This is a genomic window from Paraburkholderia ultramafica (assembly GCF_902859915.1).
Lineage (GTDB): Bacteria > Pseudomonadota > Gammaproteobacteria > Burkholderiales > Burkholderiaceae > Paraburkholderia > Paraburkholderia ultramafica.
The window spans coordinates 19,518-40,962 of sequence record NZ_CADIKK010000026.1 but is presented as its reverse complement, the minus strand read 5'-3'; the positions used below and the strand labels follow the sequence as shown (position 1 = coordinate 40,962).

General features: G+C 62.8%; 23 protein-coding genes and 2 pseudogenes. 7 read left to right on the top strand and 18 right to left on the bottom strand.

The window, feature by feature from the left end; all coding sequences use genetic code 11:
• The 9 genes and pseudogenes from pqqD to pqqA all read right to left on the bottom strand — a co-directional run bounded on the left by pqqD (position 1) and on the right by pqqA (position 5,736).
• Positions 1-291, bottom strand: coding sequence for a pyrroloquinoline quinone biosynthesis peptide chaperone PqqD (gene pqqD / locus HV744_RS24825; protein ID WP_175152025.1), 291 nt, complete (start codon positions 289-291; stop codon positions 1-3).
• The gene (gene pqqC / locus HV744_RS24820) at positions 288-1,046 is read right to left on the bottom strand and encodes a pyrroloquinoline-quinone synthase PqqC (RefSeq protein WP_175152024.1); all 759 of its coding nucleotides are present in this window, start codon (positions 1,044-1,046) and stop codon (positions 288-290) included. Before pqqC ends, pqqD begins: the two co-directional genes overlap by 4 nt.
• A gap of 54 nt (positions 1,047-1,100) precedes the next feature.
• Positions 1,101-2,039, bottom strand: a complete 939-nt coding sequence (gene pqqB / locus HV744_RS24815; RefSeq protein ID WP_175152023.1) for a pyrroloquinoline quinone biosynthesis protein PqqB — start codon at positions 2,037-2,039, stop codon at positions 1,101-1,103.
• Entirely contained in the window at positions 2,036-3,052 is a 1,017-nt protein-coding gene (locus HV744_RS24810) for an alpha/beta fold hydrolase (protein WP_425497823.1), read from the bottom strand. The genes pqqB and HV744_RS24810 overlap by 4 nt, the downstream gene beginning before the upstream one ends.
• Positions 3,049-3,651 carry a cytochrome b gene (locus HV744_RS24805; RefSeq protein WP_175152022.1) on the bottom strand — a complete coding sequence of 201 codons (603 nt, stop codon included), beginning with the start codon at positions 3,649-3,651 and terminating at the stop codon, positions 3,049-3,051. Before HV744_RS24805 ends, HV744_RS24810 begins: the two co-directional genes overlap by 4 nt.
• A gap of 228 nt (positions 3,652-3,879) precedes the next feature.
• A complete protein-coding gene (locus HV744_RS24800; protein ID WP_175152021.1) occupies positions 3,880-4,725 on the bottom strand; it encodes a formylmethanofuran dehydrogenase subunit C in 846 nt (281 codons plus the stop codon).
• Positions 4,722-4,886 (bottom strand): annotated as a pseudogene (locus tag HV744_RS24795) (formylmethanofuran--tetrahydromethanopterin N-formyltransferase); the annotation flags it as partial. The gene HV744_RS24800 and the pseudogene HV744_RS24795, both read right to left, overlap by 4 nt.
• Before the next feature lie 75 nt (positions 4,887-4,961).
• Complete coding sequence (locus tag HV744_RS24790; RefSeq protein WP_175152020.1) at positions 4,962-5,561, bottom strand: DUF447 domain-containing protein; 600 nt, start codon at positions 5,559-5,561, stop codon at positions 4,962-4,964.
• A 100-nt stretch (positions 5,562-5,661) separates the two neighbouring features.
• The gene (pqqA, locus tag HV744_RS24785) at positions 5,662-5,736 is read right to left on the bottom strand and encodes a pyrroloquinoline quinone precursor peptide PqqA (protein WP_113062024.1); all 75 of its coding nucleotides are present in this window, start codon (positions 5,734-5,736) and stop codon (positions 5,662-5,664) included.
• A gap of 414 nt (positions 5,737-6,150) precedes the next feature.
• On the opposite strand from pqqA, the gene HV744_RS24775 reads away from it, so the two are divergent.
• Together HV744_RS24775 and HV744_RS24770 are read left to right on the top strand one after the other, a co-directional pair.
• Entirely contained in the window at positions 6,151-6,675 is a 525-nt protein-coding gene (locus HV744_RS24775; protein ID WP_246279184.1) for a RuBisCO large subunit C-terminal-like domain-containing protein, read from the top strand.
• Entirely contained in the window at positions 6,672-7,673 is a 1,002-nt protein-coding gene (locus HV744_RS24770; protein WP_175152019.1) for a vWA domain-containing protein, read from the top strand. Before HV744_RS24775 ends, HV744_RS24770 begins: the two co-directional genes overlap by 4 nt.
• 88 nt (positions 7,674-7,761) lie before the next feature.
• Here the strand turns inward: HV744_RS24770 and HV744_RS24765 are convergent, their stop codons facing one another.
• Entirely contained in the window at positions 7,762-8,733 is a 972-nt protein-coding gene (locus tag HV744_RS24765; RefSeq protein ID WP_175152018.1) for a cupin domain-containing protein, read from the bottom strand.
• A gap of 112 nt (positions 8,734-8,845) precedes the next feature.
• Here HV744_RS24765 and HV744_RS24760 point away from each other — a divergent pair, with 112 nt between their 5' ends.
• Positions 8,846-9,385 (top strand): carboxymuconolactone decarboxylase family protein, encoded by a 540-nt coding sequence (locus HV744_RS24760; RefSeq protein ID WP_175152017.1) that lies wholly within the window; start codon positions 8,846-8,848, stop codon positions 9,383-9,385.
• Positions 9,386-9,518: 133 nt separating this feature from the next.
• Positions 9,519-10,919 carry an FAD-dependent oxidoreductase gene (locus HV744_RS24755; RefSeq protein WP_175152016.1) on the top strand — a complete coding sequence of 467 codons (1,401 nt, stop codon included), beginning with the start codon at positions 9,519-9,521 and terminating at the stop codon, positions 10,917-10,919.
• Positions 10,920-11,039: 120 nt separating this feature from the next.
• Here HV744_RS24755 and HV744_RS24750 read toward each other — a convergent pair whose 3' ends face one another.
• The 3 genes from HV744_RS24750 to HV744_RS24740 all read right to left on the bottom strand — a co-directional run bounded on the left by HV744_RS24750 (position 11,040) and on the right by HV744_RS24740 (position 13,390).
• Complete coding sequence (locus tag HV744_RS24750) at positions 11,040-11,441, bottom strand: hypothetical protein (protein WP_175152081.1); 402 nt, start codon at positions 11,439-11,441, stop codon at positions 11,040-11,042.
• Between the two features lie 435 nt (positions 11,442-11,876).
• Positions 11,877-12,125: a hypothetical protein gene (locus HV744_RS24745; RefSeq protein ID WP_175152015.1), complete on the bottom strand. Its 249-nt coding sequence runs from the start codon at positions 12,123-12,125 to the stop codon at positions 11,877-11,879.
• Positions 12,122-13,390: an alkaline phosphatase family protein gene (locus HV744_RS24740; RefSeq protein ID WP_175152014.1), complete on the bottom strand. Its 1,269-nt coding sequence runs from the start codon at positions 13,388-13,390 to the stop codon at positions 12,122-12,124. The genes HV744_RS24745 and HV744_RS24740 overlap by 4 nt, the downstream gene beginning before the upstream one ends.
• A gap of 415 nt (positions 13,391-13,805) precedes the next feature.
• Here HV744_RS24740 and HV744_RS24735 point away from each other — a divergent pair, with 415 nt between their 5' ends.
• Both HV744_RS24735 and HV744_RS24730 read left to right on the top strand, forming a co-directional pair.
• On the top strand, positions 13,806-14,468 hold the full coding sequence (locus HV744_RS24735) for a dihydrofolate reductase family protein (protein ID WP_175152013.1): 663 nt from the start codon (positions 13,806-13,808) through the stop codon (positions 14,466-14,468).
• A gap of 469 nt (positions 14,469-14,937) precedes the next feature.
• Positions 14,938-15,348 carry a BON domain-containing protein gene (locus HV744_RS24730; protein ID WP_175152012.1) on the top strand — a complete coding sequence of 137 codons (411 nt, stop codon included), beginning with the start codon at positions 14,938-14,940 and terminating at the stop codon, positions 15,346-15,348.
• A gap of 651 nt (positions 15,349-15,999) precedes the next feature.
• On the opposite strand, the gene HV744_RS24725 is transcribed toward HV744_RS24730, so the two are convergent.
• The 4 genes and pseudogenes from HV744_RS24725 to HV744_RS24710 all read right to left on the bottom strand — a co-directional run bounded on the left by HV744_RS24725 (position 16,000) and on the right by HV744_RS24710 (position 19,147).
• Positions 16,000-16,320 (bottom strand): DoxX family protein, encoded by a 321-nt coding sequence (locus HV744_RS24725; RefSeq protein WP_175152011.1) that lies wholly within the window; start codon positions 16,318-16,320, stop codon positions 16,000-16,002.
• Positions 16,321-16,472: 152 nt separating this feature from the next.
• Positions 16,473-17,363, bottom strand: coding sequence for an NAD-dependent epimerase/dehydratase family protein (locus tag HV744_RS24720; protein ID WP_175152010.1), 891 nt, complete (start codon positions 17,361-17,363; stop codon positions 16,473-16,475).
• Between the two features lie 103 nt (positions 17,364-17,466).
• Positions 17,467-18,375, bottom strand: coding sequence for a LysR family transcriptional regulator (locus tag HV744_RS24715; protein ID WP_175152009.1), 909 nt, complete (start codon positions 18,373-18,375; stop codon positions 17,467-17,469).
• Between the two features lie 40 nt (positions 18,376-18,415).
• A pseudogene (locus HV744_RS24710) lies at positions 18,416-19,147 on the bottom strand (IS6 family transposase).
• Positions 19,148-19,185: 38 nt separating this feature from the next.
• On the opposite strand from HV744_RS24710, the gene HV744_RS24705 reads away from it, so the two are divergent.
• Positions 19,186-19,587, top strand: a complete 402-nt coding sequence (locus HV744_RS24705; RefSeq protein ID WP_175152080.1) for an eCIS core domain-containing protein — start codon at positions 19,186-19,188, stop codon at positions 19,585-19,587.
• A 346-nt stretch (positions 19,588-19,933) separates the two neighbouring features.
• On the opposite strand, the gene HV744_RS24700 is transcribed toward HV744_RS24705, so the two are convergent.
• A complete protein-coding gene (locus tag HV744_RS24700; protein ID WP_246279182.1) occupies positions 19,934-21,040 on the bottom strand; it encodes an extracellular catalytic domain type 2 short-chain-length polyhydroxyalkanoate depolymerase in 1,107 nt (368 codons plus the stop codon).
• Positions 21,041-21,445 lie beyond the last annotated feature (405 nt).

The window sequence follows — 21,445 nt, the reverse complement described above, 5'->3', positions numbered from 1 at the left end:
CTACTCCAGCCAGCCGCGCCCGTGCGCGTCGGCAATGAAGGCCCGCACCTCGGTGCCGAGCCCGGTGGTGTTGAACGCCTGCTCCAGATCGGCGATCAGCGTGTCCATGTCGCGTGTGCCGTCGCAGCGTTTGAGAATTTCCCCTGCGCTTTGATTGAGCTTCACCATCCCCTCGGGGTAGAGCAGCACATGCGCGTTCTGCACGGGTTCCCATTGCAGGCGAAACGGCTTGGCGATCGTCAGCGGAGTAGCGGCTTGCGTGGCGCGGCCGGCGCGTATCGGGTCGTTCATTGCGGAAAGGCCTTTTCGATCGAGTCCAGCATGGTCCACAGAATGTCGAGCTTGAACTGCAGAATCTCGAGCGCCCGTTCCTGCTGATCGCGCCGCGTGAAATGCGCCAGCGTGACTTCGAGTCCGTGCTGCACGTCGCGCTGTGCGAGCGAAATGCGCGAGCGGAAATACGCGAGGCCATCAGGTTCGATCCACGGATAATGTTCCGGCCAGCTCGCGAGGCGGTCGCGATGAACCTGCGGTGCGAACATCTCCGTCAGCGACGAGCAGACCGCTTCCTGCCACGGCGCGCGGCGCGCGAAATTCACATAGGCATCGACGGCGAAGCGCACGCCCGGCGTCACGTGTTCGAGTGACCAGAGCTCGTCGCGCGACAGGCCGACCGCGTCCGCGAGACGCGCCCATGTTTCGATGCCGCCTTGCGCGCCGTCGTAGCCGTCGTGGTCGAGAATGCGCAGCACCCAGCGGCGGCGCGTCTCGCGGTCCGGACAGTTCGACAGCACCGCCGCGTCCTTCAGCGGAATGTTGATCTGGTAGTAGAAGCGGTTGGCGACCCAGCCGCGAATCTGCTCGCGCGAGCAGCCACCGCTATTCATCTTCACGTTGAATGGGTGATGGATGTGATAGGCGGTGCCTTTCGCGCGCAACTGCGCTTCGAATTCGTCGCGGCTCCAGGCGGGCGCATCGGCGCCCGAGGTCCGGGTTGGGCCCGCGCCGCGCATCGGCGTCGTGTCATGGGTGTCTTTCGCGTTCATACCGTCTCCGTTTTTTGTCCTGCACAGCCGCGCCTTCCCACTGCACTTCAAAGTTCAAAGTTCGAATCTCATCCCGTCGTACGCCACCTCGATCCCGTGTTCGGTGAGGACGCGGCGCTCGGCGCCGTCCTCGACCAGGATCGGGTTGGTGTTGTTGATGTGGATGAGCACCTTGCGAATGCCGCCTGTTTTGCCGGCGCGCTCCGCGTCGAGCGAGTCCAGCGTTTCGATCATGCCGCCTGAACCGGTCTGCGGCAGATGCCCCATGTCGGCGGACGTCTTCTTCGACAGGCCGAGGCGGATCATTTCATCGCCGGTCCACAGCGTGCCGTCGACCAGCAGCAGGTCGGCCTCGCGCATTGCCGCGAGCACATGTGCTTCGATAGCGCCGAGTCCCGGCGCATAGAACACGCGCTTGCCCGATTGCAGGTTGGTAAAGACGAGCCCGATGTTGTCGCCCCGCTCGGGCGCATGGCGGTGCGGCGAGTAGGGCGGCGCCTTGCTCGACAGCGGCAGTGCGTCGATCCGCACGCCGTTCAATGCAGCGACGGCAAGCGGCGCGCCGTCGAGCGCAATGCGGTGATGCTCGACGCCGCAATAGTGCGAGAGGATCGGCGCGACCGGAAAGCCGGAGCGGAGGTCTTGCCACACCGCATCGGTGGCGTAGAGCGGCAGCGGCGTGTCGCGCTCGCGCAGCATCAGCAGGCCGGTGACATGGTCGATCTGCGCGTCGATCACGAGCACGGCGGCAATGCCGCTATCGCGCGTACGGCGGGCGGGCTGAAGCTCGGGGTTCGCCGCGATCTGCGCGAGCAGGTCGGGCGACGCATTGACGAGCAGCCAGTCTTCGCCGTTCGCGCTCACCGCGATCGACGACTGCGTGCGGCGCGTGGCCTTCAGCGTGCCGCGGCGCACGCCGTCGCAATTGCGGCAGTTGCAGTTCCACTGCGGAAAGCCGCCGCCAGCCGATGAGCCGAGTACCTTGATCTTCATGCCGCGCGGCGCAGGCTGCGCCCCTCCTGAACGGTTGAGATGAACATCGCGGCGAGCGCGTGTGCGACGCGTTCGTGCAGCGCCGGGTCGCTCGCCAGATGACCGGCGTTCACGCACTCGACATGCGCCGCGGGTACCGCGCGCGCCAGGCGCCGCAGATTCCCGGACGGACAGACCGGATCGCGCGAGCCATGTACCGCGGCAAGCGGCACGCCGGCCGACGCTGCGCGGCGCGCGAGCGACAGCAAACGGGCTTCGCCGAGCCAGCAGCGATGCGCGAGGTAGTGAGCCTGGATCCGGTATTTGCCGATCAGCTTGCGAGCGTGCCGTCGCGAGTCTCTTGCGGCTGGCTGTGCCGCGCCGGGCGGCGTGGCGCTCGCGAGCACCGCGTCCTCGTAGCCGCGCCATGCCAGCGCGAGCGCGCGTTGCCGCGTTTCGCTCGCGCCGTATTGCAGGGCGGCGGCGCAGCGGGCGGCCAACCCGGCAGGCCGCTTGCACTGAGCCGCGGCGCTCAGTCTGGCCCATGCGCGCGGCGCGCGTTTGCGGGACGCGATGCACAGACCGCGAATCTCGCGCGCGGACGTCAGGAACAGCCCGCGCAGCACGACGCCCGTGACCGATTGCGGACACTGCCCCGCATACGCGAGCGCCAGCGCCGCGCCCCACGATCCGCCGAGCACGCCCCAGCGATCGAAGCCGAGCCGCGTGCGGATCGCTTCGAGATCGGCGATCAGATAGTCGGTGCGGTTGTGGCGCACGCTGCCGTGTGGCGTCGATGCGCCGGTGCCGCGCTGATCGATCAGCACGACCCGGAAGCGGCTCAGATCGAAGAGCCGCAGCGCGCTTGGCTGACTGCCGCTGCCTGGGCCGCCGTGCAGGACGGCCACCGGCACGCCGTCGACCGCGCCGGCCACCGCGAACGACACGCGATGACCGTCGCGCGTGCGCAGCGTATCGGCTTCGAGCGGCGGTGGGGTTTGCCGTGAACGGCGCTTTGCGCTGAGCATCGTCATGGCAGCATCCTCGCGAGCAGGTTGTCGCGATCGATCCATTGATGCTTGAGCGCGCCCGCCACATGCAGCACGATCAGCGCGATCAGCATGTATCCCAGTGCCTGATGAATGCCGAAGAAAAGCTCGCGTAAATGCGCATCGTCCCAGCCCCACTTCGGCAGCGGGATGCCCCAGAAGCGCGTCCCATAGCGGTTGAACGACGAGCCGAGATAACCGGCCAGCGGCATCGCGACCATGCCGACATATAAAAGACCCTGCGTAGTGCGCGCGGCGGCGCGTTGCCACGTTCGCATCGGTGGCAGGGGCGGCCGGTGAAAGGCGGCCAGCGCCACGATGCGCAGAAGCACCAGCAGGAAAACCGTCAGTCCGAGCGACTTGTGCAAGTTGATCAACGTCGCTTTGACAGGCAAACCCTTCGGCAGCCCGACCATGTAGAGTCCGACTGCAAGCAGGCCGATGATGCCGAGCGCAATCAGCCAATGGAGCGCGATCAGCATGCCGGCATAGCGCGGCGCGCGGGCATTCGCGTTTGCGTCCGGGTTCGCGTCCGTCTTTGCGTCGATCCCTCGCTTCGCGTCCGGAGAATGCGCTGTCGTCATCCCTGTCTGCTCCTTTGTCGACCAGAGTTGGCGCTTTAGCGCCTACTCTGGTCCCATGCACCTGTGCGGTCGACCAGAGTTGGCGCTTTAGCTGCCGACCAGAGTTCGCGCTTCAGCGCGCTACTCTGGTCCCATGCAAAGCACCTACTCTGGTCCCATGCAACATGGTTGCCGGCTGGGTGTCTCTTGTCGAACACCGTTTCACTCCGATCAACGGGCCGCGCGGCCCTACCCGGCGATCAGTATTTCGCCTCGACCGTCGACCGCGAGGTCGCCCGAATAACGGGTCGGCAAGCGGTCCGCGCGCCACTGCGAAAAGGGGGCGATTTCATCCGCCAGACTGCGCACGAGCAGTGACCAGAATACGTCGAAACCGTGGCCGCCGCCGGTGAATGTCGCCGGCAGATGCGTGGGCTGTTGCGCGAGCAACAGCGTGCCGCGCCTCATCCCATAGGCATAATGCGGGCCTGGTCGGCCCGCGACGCCGACAGTGCCGGCCACCAGCCGCGAGACCGCGAATTCGCCCGCATTGCCGCCGACCAGCACGAGGCCACGGCGCATCCGGTCGGCCAGCCGCGCGCCCGCGTTGCCGTGGATCGTCAGCGTGCCGCCGCTCATGCCTTCCATGTCGCCAGTCAGCGCGCCGGCGGCGAAATCGCCACTGTCGCCGGTCACCGTCAGGCGGCCGCCGCGCATCTCGCAGCCGGTGAAATGCCCCGCGTTGCCGTCGATCTGCAGCTCGCCGCCTGTCATCCTGAAACCGCTGTAGTCGCCGACCGAACCGCGCACGACGAGGCGTCCGCCGTCCATCTGCGCGCCAAGCCGGTCGAGCCATGGCGCGGCGCCGTCGATGACCAGCGCGGCAGTGTCCTCATCGGTGACAGCCTGTGACACAACTGCTCCATCACGCAACACCTGAAACAGGTCGCCGACGGCGCAGCTATCATTGCCGGCCGGCAGAACGATGCGCTCGATCTCAGCAACGCTCATCCCCGCGAGCGACGCCGGCCGCAAAGCGGCGGCATCGACGCGAAAACCGGGCGGCGCCTTCACGCGCAAAGTCGTCGTGCTCATGCGCGGCTCCCGTCGAGACCTGCCGCAAGCGTATGCAAATGGAAGTGATACGGCCCGAGCTTGCCACCGTAGTTGCCCGCCGAAATCCGCAGCACGCCGGCCGCGAGGCCGAGCCCGGCGGCCGCACCGATGCCGGCTGTCATCGCCGCGCCGGCGCCGGCACGAGCGGCGTCGAATGCTTCGTCCTCCGAGCGGACGCTCGCGAGCAATGCGGTCATCGGTATTCTCCGGGAAGACTAGTGGTGTTCGGCAGCGGCGGGTTGGCCGCCGGACGCTTCGAGACTCGCCCGATGCCGCGCGACCGCGGCGACGAGCCACGCCCATGCCGTGCGCTCGTTGTCGCCGGCAGTCTTGTCGATCGCGATCTGCAGGTAAGCCATCTCGCGATCGACCTTGTCGGCCGGCAGCATGAAGAGCCGGCTCACCAGAATCGCGCCTTCGACCACCGCCGACTGCGCGCGGTTGTAGCCCGCGAACGGCGCGTGATTTTCGCGCTGCACGCATTTCATGAACAGCACCGGACGCTGCGCGTCGTCGCGCAATTGGTCGAGTTCGAGTTCGGCGTGCGCCAGCGATTCGGCCAGACGCACGCTGGCGACGCGGCTTGCGGCAACGGTCGGCCAGTCGGTCGCGCAGTGCGTGACGCAGCCCGCGAAGACGCGCACGTCGGTCGTGAAGTTCAGGACCGCCGCGCGCGACGCAACGATATTGTCGAGCGTGGTGGACGGACGAAAAGGGGCAAGGATGACATGCTCACCCTCGTACCGGGCCTCCATCGGGGCGACATGAGGACGGCCATCGCACGCTGCCGTGGTGACGATCGTTTCGTGGATCATGGATGGGAACGCGTGTCCTGACAACGCCGAAAGGCCGGCCGGTTAGCTAAAGACAAATACGATCCACAAAAGGGCCGCGGCGTGCGGCCCTTTTGCGGGTTTAACGCGTAGCGACATACATCACGATTTCAAAACCGAGACGCACATCGGTGTAGCTCGGAGTCGTCCATTGCATACGTGCTTCCTCCATGGGTTGACACTGCGTTGCGCCGTCGGCCCGGCGAAATGCCGGACTTCATCGGCATCCGGCATCACGCAAGCTTTATGCCCAAGCGCAATACCGAAGGAGTGCGCCGGCGTGCGTCCGACCGGTAATACAGCGCCTGCCGAATTACGCCGGTACTACGGCCACGCAGCCTGGCTGGCGAAGGCCGCCGCGCGGTGTGGCGAAAACGAAGCAAAGTGTTCCACGCGCTCTCGTGAACTCCATTGCGCTGTCACGTCGTCCTCGCATCGCCTTAGCGGACATTCTGCACCGAATCCCGGCGCGGGTCGCGAAAATCCGCTTCGCAATTTGCAATCGATAACGGATCGGTTAAGTCTGCCAAATAAAATCGTGAATTCCCCTTGGCGACGTCCGTGCCTACTCATGCATTGGCGCGACCGCTTTCTGTTTTCGATGGACGCGGTGAATCGCGCGCAAGCGGAAACCGGCGAGGTCAAGGGTCACTATCTGAACGTGACGGCCGGCACGATGGAGGACATGTATGACCGCGCCGCCGACGACGCTCCGCAGGTCCGCCTGGCACGCGCGACGGCACTGTCGAAAGCGGGCGCCTACGATACGGCGGCCAGGCTCTACGATGGCTTGATCCACGCCGACCGTCTCGACGATCTCGGCCGCGCAGCGCTGTTCGATCTCGGCAACATGTACCTGCGCGAGGGAAGGGGAGACGGCGCTGCGGGCACCGTCAAGTCGCTCGTGATGATCGGCGAGGCCAAAGCGCGCTACCGGACGTTGCTGCGCGCGGTGCCGGACGATTGGGACGCACGCTATAACCTCGAGCGGGCGCTTTGGCTCGCGCCTGAAACACATGGCGCGCTCGATGAGCCTGACGTGAAATCGCAGCACAACGTGAAAGTGCGGGATCCGCAGAGCAAGGACTTGCCGTGAACGCCGGGATCCGGGAGCGCGGCTTGCCCAGGCTGCGTCACTGGTTGACGCCGCTCGCGCTCCTCGCGTTGATCGCCGCGGTCGTGATGCCGGCGGTGACGCTGCCGCGCCATACGTTCAGCTACATCGTGACTTTCGATATCACGCAAAGCATGGACGTCGAGGACGTCAGTCTGAACGGCGTGCCGGTGAGCCGGCTGAAGTTCGCGCAGGCCGCGATGGGCGACGCGCTGGGGCAATTGCCTTGCGGCTCGAAGGTAGGCTGGAGCGTGTTTACGGGTCAGCGCACTTTGCTGTTGCTGGCGCCCGTCGAGGTGTGCAACAACTACGACGCGCTGCGGGTGTCGCTCGATGGTATCGACGGGCGCATGCGTTGGACCAACTGGAGCCGGATTGCCGAGGGCGGCGTTTATTCGGCGGTGCGCGTGGCGCAGGATGTCGGCCAGGGCGCGGCCGTCGTGTTCATCACCGATGGGCAAGAGGCGCCGCCTGTTCCGCCGTCGCGAGCGCTGATGCGCGATATCAACTCCGCGCGAATCAAGGGCTGGCTGATCGGCGTGGGGGGCGACCAACCCGCGGCCATTCCGAAGACCAACGGCGACGGCAATCAGGTTGGATACTGGCAGGCCGAGGACGTGATACAGGTGCCTGCTACGCCGGGGTCTGATAGGCCGGCTGAGACACATGAGGAGCTTTCCGAGTTGCGAGGCCAGTATCTGGGGTCCGTGGCTGAGCAAACCGGGCTTGGTTATCGTCGCCTTTGGACCACGACAGCGTTGGGCGATGCGATGGTGGATCAGCGCTTCGCTCACCGCGAACCGGTGCCGACCGACTTGCGCTGGTGTCCTGCGCTGTTCGCGTTGCTGCTGCTCGCAGGGCGGTTCGCGCCCGATGTTGTTTGGGAGTGGCTGCACGCGTGCCGGAAATTTATTCGAAGGCTTGTTCGGCGCGTTGTTCCTGCATCGGATGGGCGGCGGCCGCCGGCTGGGTTGTCTTAAGGCTGCAACGCATACGTTGAGAGCAGGAGAACCTGAATCGCTAACTACCTGGTTCGTCAAACACCGACACTCTGTTCCCACTCTGATTTCAACTCGCAGCAGAGGCATGCAGGCTCTGGAGTGCTGAACGGCGCCAATCCGCCGGGGTCATGCCCATATGCTGAGTGAAGACGCGCCTGAAGGCCGCCACGGATTGGTAGCCAACCGTCTCGGCCACGACCTCGGTTGAAACGCCCGGCTTTTTCAGTTCATCGGCGGCCAATGCCATTCGGACATCGGTCAGCAGGTCATTGGGCGAGCGCCCAACCTTGTCCTGGAAGTGACGAATCAAGGTCGCGCGCGACATGTTGCAGAGGTCCGCCAACTCCGACAGTGTCCACGGGTGTGCTGGATCATTGAATATGACGGTGAGCGCAGGGGCCAGACGCGGATGTCCAGCCAGTGCCAGTAGCCCCATCGGGGCCTCGTCGGACTCGCTGGCCATGCGCAGCGCCAGCGCGAAGAGAGCCGCCGATAGTGCGTTCATCATCGCGTAGCCGCCCAGCTTGCCCACATCGGACTCCCCTCGCATCAGCGCCACCAGGCCGCTTAGCTGGGCAGAGGTCTCGCCCTGACCGGAACTACCTGCGCTCGACGTTCGGACCACGAGTCGGGCGGGCAGATACGTACGGATAAAGCGGTCATGAGGCGGCGCCAAAACGAATCGCCCACAGAGCATGTCCAGACGCTGGCCGGTTCCCGCATTTTCGCTAATGGTCAGGTTCAAGCCCTCGCGCTGACGCGCGGGCTTCGCTCGAGCACCGCTGCCGTCATGAAGGCGGTGCGCGGAGCCGTGCGGCAACATGACGATATCGCCGGCGCAAAGATTCTGCGGTTTGCCGGTGCCGGGCGTCTCCAGGATGGCGGATCCGCTGAGCACCACGTGATAGGGCATCTCTCCCGCATCCGAATCGCCGTAGATGACTTGCCAGGGTGCTCCATACGAGCATCGAAGCTCTAGCTGGCCGCGCACCGTCAGCATGCCTAGCAGGCGGCTAAGCCAATCCAGTGGAGGGGTCATGGCAGGTCTCAGTTGATACGTATGAGCATGATATTGACAATATTGAGTCTCAACAAGCTCATTTCTCGACCTTAAAGTGGAGACTCCCAGCCACCACTGAATGAGGTCCATCATGAGTCGCTTCACCATCCCCGCTGTTACGACTGCCACTGGCGCTACCGCCGAGGTCTATGCTCAGGTGCGGAAAATCGCTGGCGGCGGCGTGCCTAACCTGTTCGCCGCGCTGGGCTATCTTGCGCCCGCCACCTTGAGCGCTGCGCTGAACGCCGAAGGCGCGCTGGCGTCCGGCAGCCTGAGCAAGCAGGATCTGGAAACTATCAAGCTCCTTGTCAGCGAACAGACCGGCTGCGACTACTGTGTAGCCGCGCACTTCATGCTGGGCAAAATGAGTGGCCTGTCGCCGGAAACACTCAAGCAGATTCGCGCGGGGCAGGCCACGGGCGATGTCAGGCGCGATGCACTGATTCATTTCGTGCTGAATCTGCAGAAGACCCGCGGCACGATCAACGAGAACGAATTCGCAGCCATTCGCGCTGCCGGTTACACCGACACGCAACTGGCCGAGATCTCGTTGGCCGTCGCCATGACTATCTTTACTAATACGTTCAACCGGATCAACGACACGGACGTCGATTTTCCGCCGGTCAAGTGAGATTGGCGTCGGCGAGCCGGTACGTCACGCAGTAACGTTTCGGCTCGCCAGGCACAGGTTATCCGGCAGAAGGCTGGCATATCGCCGCGCCGGCGTCGGATTCGCTAAACCCCTGGTTGAATTAGAGGATGTTATGTCTGAAGTCGAACATTTCGATACGTTGATCCTTGGCAGCGGCCAGGGCGGTAAGCTGCTCGCGTGGCACCTGGGGCGATCGGGGCAACGCGTGGCCGTGGTCGAGCGGCAGTGGGTCGGTGGCTCGTGTCCGGCTGTCGCCTGCCTTCCCAGCAAGAACGAGATCTGGAGCGCGCGTGTTGCGCATCTCGCGCGACATGCTGCGGAATTCGGCTCGGTTACCGGTCCGGTTGCCATCGACATGGCGAAGGTGCGCGACCGCAAGCGCGATATGGTCGAGCGAGAAGCAGCGTTCCACGTTCAGGCGTATGCGTCGAGCGGCGCCGAACTGATCATGGGCCGCGGCCGGTTCGTCGGGCCGAAGACGATCGAGGTCCGACTCAACGATGGCGGCACGCGGACGCTCAGCGGTGACCAGGTGGTTGTCAACGTCGGAACGCACGCCGCCATTCCGGATGTTCCGGGATTGCGCGCCGCCGAACCGCTCACCCATATCGGCGCGCTCGAACTCGACTATGCGCCGTCACATCTGATCGTGCTCGGGGGCGGTTATACCGGCATCGAGATGGCACAGGCTTATCGCCGCTTCGGCAGCCGGGTGACAATTATCGAGCACGGTGCCCGGCTAATGGGACGTGAAGACATGGACGTAGCCGAAGAGATGCTTCGCATGCTCTCTGCGGAAGGGATCGACGTTGTGCTGGCTGCCGAAACGATGAGCGTGGCAGGCCGCTCTGGCGCGCATGTTCGCATTGCCCTGCACACGCCTTCGGGAGAGCGGGTGATCGAGGGCAGCGACATTCTCGTCGCGGCAGGACGTATTCCAAACACGGCCGACATCGGGTTGGAAGAAGCTGGCATCGAACTCGACGAACGCGGCTACATTCGTGTGAACGACCGGTTGCAGGCATCGGCGCCTGATGTCTGGGCAATCGGCGAAGCGGCGGGCAGTCCGCAGTTCACCCATGTATCGGTCGACGACTTCAGGGTCGTGCGGGACAACCTGGCCGGCGGAAATAGCAGAATGAGCGACCGGTTGATTCCGTACACCTTGTTCACCGATCCGCCGCTCGCGCGTGTCGGGCTGAGCGAAAGCGAAGCGCAGCGTCAGCGGATCGCGGTTCGTGTCGCGACGCTGCCCATGAGCAATGTGCTGCGAACCGAAGCAACGGGTGAGACGCAGGGTTTCATGAAGGTTCTCGTCAGTGCGAACGATGATCGCATTCTTGGGTTCACGATGATCGGCTCCGAAGCTGGCGAGGTGATGGCCGCGATGCAAACGGCGATGCTCGCAGGTCTTCCCTATCAAAAGCTTCGCGATGCAGTGATCTCGCATCTGACATTTGCCGAGGGATTCGGCCCGCTGCTATCGAAGGTGCCTGCAAGGCCAGCGGAATAGGGGCTCGAGCGTATGCTCGCGCATTCCACTGGCTAGTCCGCCGATTCGCTTGCAACCCTGTCGGCAACGCTGACTCGACAGGGGGCAAGCGAACGGTCAGCGACTAGCGCCATGAGGCATTCACTCCTCGCATCGCACATCTTGCTTTGGCACAACGATAATCACCGGGTATGTCCCGTGATCGAGTTCCACGCGCGCGACCACGCTCATCGTCGCGCTGTCGATATCGTCGTACACGCTGACTCTTTCATGCCGAAGGCTCGTGATGCCCGTACAGGCAGATGCGCGACCTTCGTCGGAGACCTGGCATTGGATCGGGTTGTCCGCAAGGTAGCGGTATTTGTCCCGGTCGGGTGTCGCAAGGTATTCACGCATGCTCTGTGCCGATCCACCGACGCCGGTGACATACCCGATCGCGCACTGCTGTTTGGGTGTATTGCCGCCGCCGGGTGTTTGGGCATTCGCGGGCATGCTGGCGGCCGCGACGATCGCCGCGAATGTCGAGGCAAGAAGGCATTTCATTGCGCAAATCCCGGTTGTTGGATCAAAGTGCTGGATTGTAATGGCATCTTGCCCAGGAGGTCTGAACGCGAAAAAACGCAGGCTATCACTGCGCTTCGAAATGTGCACCCGCGTGCCCGAGATGTTCAGCTAGCTTCGGCACGGTACGTTGGACAGGGAAAAGACCGCCGGTGCTCAAGTCACGTTGATGACCAGAGGACCAAAGATTGGCAGTACGGGTCCATCGGTCAGCTAACTATCGACGGAATTTGGGTGATGCAAGTGAGAAAACGCCATGCGTCAAATCGGGCCGACGAGTCGCTGTTTGCCGGCTCAACGAAGGTCCGCTCGGTCATCGCCTGCCCACACGTGCCGTCGCCGGCTTCTGAGCCCGTCGAACAATCCTCAAGCCCAGCCAACCACGAAACCGAGCGTTTGAGCGGCCATGGCGGGGTCTTATTTGCCGCCGCCGTGCCGATGGTGCCGCCGCCTCTCGCGCTCCTTCATCAGATGCGGCATCAGTTCGTCGATGTACTGTCTCGCATCGCGACGCGTGGCTACCTGACTGAAGCGCTGGTGTGCCGCATCCTTGCCCACCAGCTCCATGTGTGCCTTGCGCAGTACGTGCAGCAGACCCATCAGCGTGCTGGAATCGGGCACGGGTTCGAGGTCGCGCTCATGTGCGGGCGTCGTCCCGGTGGTCATTTTCCTATCCTCTCCGGGCAGTCCTGGCGGCAGGTTTGGGTAATCAGCGACAGCACGTCGTTGGCGTTCCTGTCGCGTCCCGTCAGCGGTTGGAGACCGAACAGGCGTTCAAGGGTCGCGAGCACTGAGCTGTGATCATATGTCGTGTGATCGACCCGACCCTGTGCGACCCAAGGCGACACGATGATCGCGGGAACGCGCACGCCGTAGACGTCGAACCCGAATCCGTTCGCGTTCAACGTCGCGGCCGCGTCGTCGTCCGGAGGGATTGCCTTGCCGGGCAATGCCGAGTCGTAAAAACCGCCGTGCTCATCGTAGAGGATCATGAAGAGGCTCCTGTCCCACAACGGCGAGTTGCGGATCGCACCGTAGACGCGGGCGACGAGTTGATCGCCGCCGGCAAGGCCGTCCATCGGATGCTGCGAACTGCCGTTCTCGTAGGTGTCGTGCACGACGTCGCCGTAGCTCGGTTCGATGAACGTATAGCGGGCAGTGTAGCTAGCGGCGAGGTCCGCTTCGAAGTGCGACAGGTCGTCGACGTCGCAAAAGCTGATGCCCTTGATCGACGCGACCTGCGGTATGCGGCCGAGCGGATCGCCCAGGTGGTCCTGGTACAGGCGATAGTTTCCTTTGCCGAGCGCGTCGAAAATCGATCCTTTCGGATAGACGAAGCCATCCGGTCCTTCCCATTTGCATATCTCGGCCGAGGTCGGTGAATGATCGAGCCCGGCCGACGATGCGCCATGCAGGAAATAGCGGTTCGGCCAGGTCGGGCCGGGCAGCGACGAATGCCATCCGTCGCACAGCACGAATTGCGTCGCGAGCTGGTACAGCGCGGGGGACTGCGTACGGACGTCGACGCCCCGCATGATGTCGTCCACATCGCCGCTTTGCGGTGGGGCGCCTTCGGTGCGGGTGGTCGCGTAGTTCGAGACGAAGCCGGAGTTGTCGACTGGCGGATAGGGCTGGCCTCGCTGGAAGTGCGCGCGCGCGCCGCATAGCTGTTCGACCACGTCGATGAATTCATGCCCGGGGTCGGTGGGCATCTGGCCGGGCGCGCCGCCACTGAACGCGTAGGTGGCGCCGTTGTAGGTGTTCGCGTTTCCGTTGGTGGCGGCGACGATTCCGGGGATACCCGACAGCGCGAACAGATGGTCGAAGGACCGGTTTTCCAGCATCAGCACGAATACGTGCTGGATGATCTGGCTTAAACCGCCTGCGGCCGCTGCATTTGCGTTTGAATTTGCGTTTGCGTTTGCGTTCATGAGGCCTGCTCCTGTCGTTCGCTGGACGACCGACCTGTTGGTAAGACGCGCCGACTGCAATGGTTTTTCAGTGTATTGTCGTCGCCGACCCCACGCGCCCAAAAAAATGCCCGCCTCAAGAGGCGGGCTTTAATCCATATTCCTTGGAGGAGACATGGAGGAGACGGAATAAGTATAAACCCGAATCATCATCTATGTAGCGTGATTGAAACGATCCAATGCTGGCTGGCGAACGGTCCTTCGGTGGTTGCACGCGCCGAGTGCAACGTCCAGGTCAACCCTTTCCATCCGTCCTATGCGATCCTTCAGCTAGATGTTTGCGTTGCGGCACCTACCCATTGCTGGCAGAGTCCAGGACATGAAGCAATTGATCTGTCCAAGAATTAATAGTCAGGCATCCAGGCGGAGACATAAGATGACACGAGTTCGCGTTCAGAGCTTCACCATCTCGCTCGACGGGTACGGAGCAGGCCCAAATCAAGACATCAACCATCCGCTCGGCATTGGCGGGACGGATCTGCACCAGTGGGTATTTCCAACACGCACGTTCCAGCGGGCCTTGTTCGGGAAGGACGGCGGCACGACCGGGGTTGACGATGACTTCGCCGCTCGTGGCTTTGAGAATGTTGGGGCCTGGATTCTCGGCAGAAACATGTTCAGCCCCCTTCGTGGGCCTTGGCCGGACATGAACTGGAAAGGCTGGTGGGGAGACAATCCACCGTATCACGTTCCGGTCTTCATCATGACGCATCATGCACGTCCACTCATCGAGATGGAAGGCGACACGACGTTCCATTTCGTCACAGGCGGGATTCGCGACGCGCTCGAAAGGGCACGCGAGGCGGCCGGCGGAATGGACGTGCGCATCGGCGGTGGGCCGAACATCATCCAGCAGTATCTTCGCGAGAGCCTCATTGACGAACTGCACATTGCTATCGCCCCCGTCCTGCTCGGCGGAGGAGAACGGCTGTTCGAAGGGGTTGACTTGCGGGCTCTGGGATACGAGTGCGTCGAATTCGTAGCATCGGAGAAAGCCACGCACGTCGTCCTGCGGCACCACGGGCGCGCGGACGCCTGACTACCGGTTGCAGCGGCTGGTCGTGCGTTGGTTCTCGCACACGGCTAAGCCTGAATGGCCCCTATTGCGATTTCCAGGCCACTGCGTCGTGTGGGTACTGCAGACCGCACCGAGCCCGACAACGATCGACTCAGGCCGACCCACTTCGGTCGTTCGTCGACCACGGCCGCTAGTTGGCGCGGCAATGTCGCGCTGCCTTATGTCTGGCATGAGACCGTGACCCACTGAGGCTGTACGAAAACGCGTCTTGTCTCGTTGACGGAGTTGCGTAAGATGCAGGGAACACTTCGCGCTTAAGCGGCATGCGCTGCGCGTTTTATGTGTCACGAGCATCGGGCGGCTCGACTTGCTGCGTGGGACACGTTCACGAAAGTGCCACGCAATCCGTCGACCGTGTGATGAACGGTTAGGGCCACGCCCAACTTTTCTCTCTTTCCACTGCCGAGTTGACAGAACCCACGGGGGTAGCATGAACAAGAACGGTGCGAGCAGAAAATTCGGCGCGACGTTGGTTGCGCTCATCGCGAGTTGCGCGACCTATGCGAATGCTCAGACAGTGGCGAGCACACCGGCCGTCGCGGCCGCGCAAATGATGGCGGTCTCGACCTCACCACCGGGAAGCAGATCGGATGATGCGATTATTCTCGACGTTCGCCGTGCCCTCAGGCGCGTACCGGAGATGGATGATTCAGCGATTCACATCAGGGCGCACCGCGGTGTCGTTACGCTCACAGGATCGGTACCGGAGAGCTGGCAGATCTCGCGCGCTGGCAACGTAGCACGATCGGTGCGCGGAGTGAGGGGAGTGCAGAACAGATTGAAGGAGCGAAAGAAGGACGTGGCGGACTTTGAGCAACGTCTCGCGCCATCGGCCGGATAAGTGAGCAGGGCGCTGTCATTAAGGAAACCAGCGAGGCACTGTCGAAGCGCATGATCCAGGCAGGCATCTGAAGTCTCGCCGTTCACGATATTTCGACGCTCTAATGCAGTTGCCTGCTCCATGCGGCCGCCGCCTTGGACGTCGCAATCTGACGTTCGCGATGTAGCTATGCCACGGCACTTCGACCCTGAACGGACTCACGGGGGCTACCCTCGAATGACGTCTTCGGAATGTCCAACTACCGTTGCCCGTACCGTCCGACGCGACTGTCATTATCGGCGGACGGGTGGCCGGTATCCAGGATGAAGCCGACGTTTGAACGCCTGTGTGGAAGGCCGGACCAAAGTCCGCCAGTGGCCCATCAACAGCCTCTCGGCCAGCGATGAGGTCGGACATTCGAGGGTCCGCTTCACCCAGTCAAGAACCAGCGAGCAGGCTACAAGGTCGGCGGCCAGCGCAGCGTAGCCACCAAGGGCGTGGCCGACCACGAGCGTATCGAACCGAGCTTGGCTAAGCGCCATGAACGCCGGTGCGCCTATCTCATGGGCCCATACAAATCGCCCTGCGTTCAGCCTTCTTACAGCGCACCACACGCTGATCCACCGCGCACGGGCATCTTGATGCGCGTGCACGGTGTTAAGCGTTACGCTCCTACGACGTGATTCCCGCCAGCGTGAGCATAACCAGGAAGACGCTGAGCGGAGCAAGGTGGGAATGCTCACGGTGACGCAAGACGGTCAAAACCGCTGCGGAGATGATGACAGCGCCAAAGATCAGGCCCAACCCACGGGTGACGGGAAGTGCGATCAAGACGGCATTCGTCATCTCCAGCGTACCGGTGGCACGCTGCCACCAGCGGGGATACCCCCATCGGACAAAGTTGTCCTGCGTGGCGGGCGTGCCGATCGCGTTGAACAACCCCGCACCGAAAAAAGCGACAACGAGAAGCCAGATCGAAACTGTATGTAGCATTTAAGCGACTCTCAAGATTTGGGCGAGTGCGCGGGCTCGCGCACTGCGATGGAAACGTAGGAAAGCTGAATGACGCTTAATTCGTCACAAGCGACCCCGCGGCCCTTGGGCCTCGCAGCCAAGGGGCGGGCGCTTGAAGAGGCACCGCGTGCTTAGGCGGCCGCCGACGCGTAGGAACGCAACTCCTCGACGATCGAGCGTCGCGACGGACGCCAATCAAGCTCGCGTTTTGCCTTTTCCCCGGAGACGACCTGATCGCAGGTGATCGCGTCGGCGAATGCCCAGAGCGACTGGCGCGCCTCGTCGAGCGGCCATGGCTCTACGCGGCCCTCAGCGCCGGCGGCCTCGCTCGCCGCGCGCGCGATTTCGATAAGTGGTGTCGCCGTTCCGTGAACGCCGTTGAAGACCGAGCTAACGGGCGCCCGTTCAAGCGAGAGCGCATAGAGGTCGGCGAGGTCGTCAGCGTGCACCGTCGACCAGCGGTTTCGCCCGTCACCGACGTAGCGCGCTACGCCGTATTCCTTGGCCGCGCCGTACATCATCATTGCGGCGCCACCCCAGTTGCCGTAAACCCAAGCCGGCCGGATTACGCTCGGGTGAACGCCCGCGGTCGCAGCCGCGAGGACCTCGCCCTCAAGCTCCTGGCGCCAGCGCACGAGCTCGACTGGATTCAACGGGCTGTCTTCAGTTGCGGGTGCGTCGCCGGTCGATCCGTAGATCAGACAACCGCTTGTATAGACAAAACGCTTGCCCGTACCGCGCAGCGCTTCGATGATCGAGCGCGTCGCAGCTTTGTCATAAGTTGCCGTATTCCGGTCGCCCGGCGAGGCGGCATGTATAACGGCGTCAACGGCACGAGCGGCAGAAGCGACGCTCGCCGAGTCGGCAAGGTCGCCTTGCATCACCGCAAAGCCCTCGTCGGTCAGCTTGCTCGCACTCATTTCCGAACGGGCGAGTCCTACGACCTCATGGCCGCCCGCCATCAAGCGACGCGCTACAGCACCCCCGATCAACCCCGTTGCTCCCGTCACCAATACACGCATGTCCGTTGCCTCTTCCAAGTTCGATGAGGGCAATGATAGTGGGCTGCTATTTCAAATGGAAATCGCAAGTTCTGATGTACTGATATCGCTCGCGCCGATGACGTCAAGCCGAGGCGGCGACCTCGGCGATGACGTTTTGCAGCCAACGAGTGGCCGCGTGAGCGTCCGCACGTCGATGCCACATCATCGCAAGCGTCCAGCTGGGCAGTTCGATTGGCGGTTGATGTACGGAGATGCCGACCCCAGTCGCTGCGAACCGCCGAGCGACACGGGAGGCGAGCGTCGCGACGAGATCGGTCTCGGCGATCACGAAGGGTGCGACCAGAAATTGCGGCAAGCTCAGTACCACGCGCCGTCCGAGCCCCAGCTTGGCGAGCTCGTGATCGACCAGACTTGAGCGGTCGCCCTCGGGAGATATCAGGAGATGTGGTGCAGTCGTGAAGGCGTCGAGGCTGGCACCATGCGCAAACGCGGGGTGCTCAGGACGCGCTACGCACGCAAAGTCCTCCTGGAGCAGAGGGCGCTTGAGGATGCGTGCCGAAGCTTCGACCGGGAAGCCGATCGCGAGGCTTACTTCGCCGCTGTCGAGGAGTTCGAGCGCTTCATCCCGACCGAACGTTCCGTGCACGTGCACGTCGACGTGAGGCGCTTCGATGCTAAGGCGTGCCAGCAGCGGCGGCAGTAGAACGAAAGCGGCATAGTCGTTCATCGCGATCGTGAACGCGTCGCCAGCAGTCGCCGGATCGAAACCGTCGGCCCGTAACGCACCCCGTACAAGTTGGAGCGCGCTGGATATAGGACCAGCAAGATCGTGAGCCCGTGGGGTCGGCTGCATCCCCGACGGCGTCCGCAAGAACAGCTCATCCTCGAACAGCTCACGCAACCGGGTAAGGGCGCCGCTCATCGCCGACTGACTAAGACCGATACGCAGCCCGGCGCGCGTAACGTGACGCTCCGCATAAAGAGCGTCGAACGCCTTCAGTAGATTGAGATCAAAGCCACCGATATCCATATTGTCGATAATACCTGACTACGATCATCGAAGGCGGCGATCAACAGTCATTTCCAAGGCGCAGTGAATCCTCGAGTGTCCGTCCGAAGCGCATGCTAGCCATCCGCCCGAGATCGCAGAGGTCAAATTGCCCCTTGCGAATGCGATGCATCAGCTCGATGCCGGAAATCGTGGTCGCAGCACTCCTGAACCGTTTGAAACCGGACATCACATTCGTCCTGGACTTGATGTTTCGATGGTCCTGCTCGATCACGTTATTCAGATACTTCGAAGAGCGCACCTTCGTGTCCTCCGGCAGCAGGCCGTCGGCTTTCATCTCCCGCACGGCCCGGTGGAAAGCGGCATATCCGTCGAGCGTGATCGTCACCGGCGGCTGGCCCTGATGTCTGATTGCCTTGCTGATAAATGCTTTAGCCGCGGCTACGTCCCGCTTCGCCCTGAGCATGAAGTCCACGGTCTGGCCGGCACGATCTACCGCCCGGTACAGATAGACCCACTTGCCACGAATCTTCAGATAGGTCTCGTCAACGCGCCATGACCGCCCTGTGGGTATCCCAAAACGATTCCAGCGCTTGACGAACTCCGGTGTAAAGCGCTTTACCCAACGCATGATCGTGGTGTGAGCCAGCACCAGTCCACGCTCGGCCATCATCTCGACCAGATCGCGCAGACTAAGCTTGTAGCGAAGGTACTAGCGAACACACAGAATGATCACGTCATGGTCAAAGTGACGGCCTGCAAACAGTTCGTCCGGGCTCCCCAGCTTGCTCATCGTCGGCTCTAAACTCGTTCAGCCCCACACCTTAACCGATTAGCCCCGCGCTATTTACAACAGAGCCCTCGTCGTCGGGGCGCGAGCTTCTTGCGCACGAACTGACCCATGTCGTGCAACAGACTGGCGACGGCATTCGCCGCAAGATGAGCGTGAGCCAGCCGGGCGATCCGCATGAGGTCGAAGCGGACAAGATGGCGCACGCGGTAGTCCAGCAGGAACATGCGGGGACGACGGACCGGCAGGTGATCGACCGGGAAGATGCGCACAAGGACGACGACAAGGACAAGCATCTTGCGGCCAAACCGGCGGCCGAGGGCTTGCAGCGCCAGCCCGAAGCACCGAAGCCACTGGACGAGGAGGAGAAGAAGAAGGCGCATCTGAAGCGTGATTTGAGCACGCTTGCGCGTCAGAGCGAAGATGGGGCGGTGTCCATATAAGACTGTGTGAGGGCGACGACGCGATGCAGGCGCTGGATGAGGCTACCGGTTCGGCGCCGCATAAGCTTGTGGAGAGCAAACCTATGCCGTCGGAGTTTTGTGCCCGTCGCGCTCGCCGCGTTTCCGGAACTGGCGAAGAAGGCGCGTGCGTGGATCGACGGTAAGGTCAAGGCGGCGAGCGACGCGGTCAACCGGGCGGCTGACTGCCGAACGATTCTCCGCTAGTCGTCGCATGAGCGGCGCTGATCAGCAATGCGGTAACGGCCGCCGTCGCTGCCCGACGCATGGTTACGAGTCTCATGGCCTGCATGCGCTCGATTCGTCGCTGTCCAGCACTTTCCGTCAATCAAGGTCGGACGCCCGAAGTCAGCTGTTCGATCATGTTTCGGATCGCGCGCATCTGAACGCCTTGCTGGTCGGCGAAGTGACTGTCCGTGTAGCCCCACCAGTCCCAGCATCCATACGGGTTGATTCCGGGGATGGATACCGCCTGCGGAAACAGCACGACGATCCGGTTGTTGTCCGCCCACTGTGCGTAGCCCGCATGCCGGACGAACGTCGTGCCATAGAAGAGGCCACCTGGCGACGGGCTGAGCGGCAGGTAGTCCTGACCCTGCTCGCAGCCATGCAGCGCGACGTGCAACCGGCAAGACGCACCCGCATCACATGCGCCCGGTACATAGAGCCACCCGGTGGTGTCCATTCCCGTCATCCACGTGAAACTCGAAGGACGGCTTGCCGGCAGATAACGGCTCTGATCGAAGCGGACGAAACGACCCTTTTGCGTGGTAGCGCTGGGCGGCACGAGCGGATCGGGGCCGTAGATCCAGCCAAGTATCTGTTTCGCGCCATCGACACGGCATTTGCCGATGAAGGGCGATTCGCTCTTTGCGCATGCCACACCATAGTTCATGGTGGGCATGGTATGGCCCGCATCGGCCAGTTCGATCTTCGACACGTTTTGGGCCGGTACGCCGAGTGCGGCGTAGAACGCCTGCAACTGGTTGACCACGGGCGGCGGTACGGTTGCATCGGCCGCGCCGGAGATCGTGACGATGTGTTGCCCGGCAATATTCGCCACATCGTCGATCGCGTGGCTTGCTGACGATGCCTTCGTGAATGAGACAAGCTTCGGCACATCGGCGCTCGTGAGCGTGACCTGGCATGCGCTAGCCGGCTGGATAGTGCATGAGCATCTTGACGTTGCAATCAACAGGTCGTTTTGCGAGCAATAGTACGGACCGGCCGCGACGACGCCCACGCCCTTGATGATCGACGAATAGGCAACCGCTAGCTGCACCGCCATGAACCCGCCCGACGAAATACCGGAGACCGATGTCTGCGAGATATCGATGTTGAGCGCTGGTAATGGCTGAGGGGTGGACGGATCGCCGAAAGAGCCGGTCGACGGTGTCGATAGCGCGATGGCAAACAGGTACGGGATAACTTTCACCGGCTAGCCTCGCGCTGGTTGCATTGCTCACAGAAGCCTTGCGGAAGAAATTGCGCACGCTTCGGAACGGCCGAAGGACAGCACTCGAGTCGTGCTGCAAAGGCGAAATCAATTATGGCAGTGAAATTGCAACGCGAAATGCTCGTCGATAGAACGAAGAGCGGGGCGGCAATTTGAACACGCCGAGACTGGAGTCGGGGGAGGCCGTGTTGGCACCGCGAAACCTTGCAGTCTGGAGAGAGCGGACCGGCTGCTCGCTGCCTCCTTTGGATCGCTAACGGTTGACTGTCTGACCGCGATTAAAGGCGTTTCAATTTTGTCGGGAGATGCGAGGCAGCCCGCAGTATGTGCAGTCGGCACTTGAGTACCAAAGGGTGTTGAGGGTCGCGAGGCGCCTGATAGATT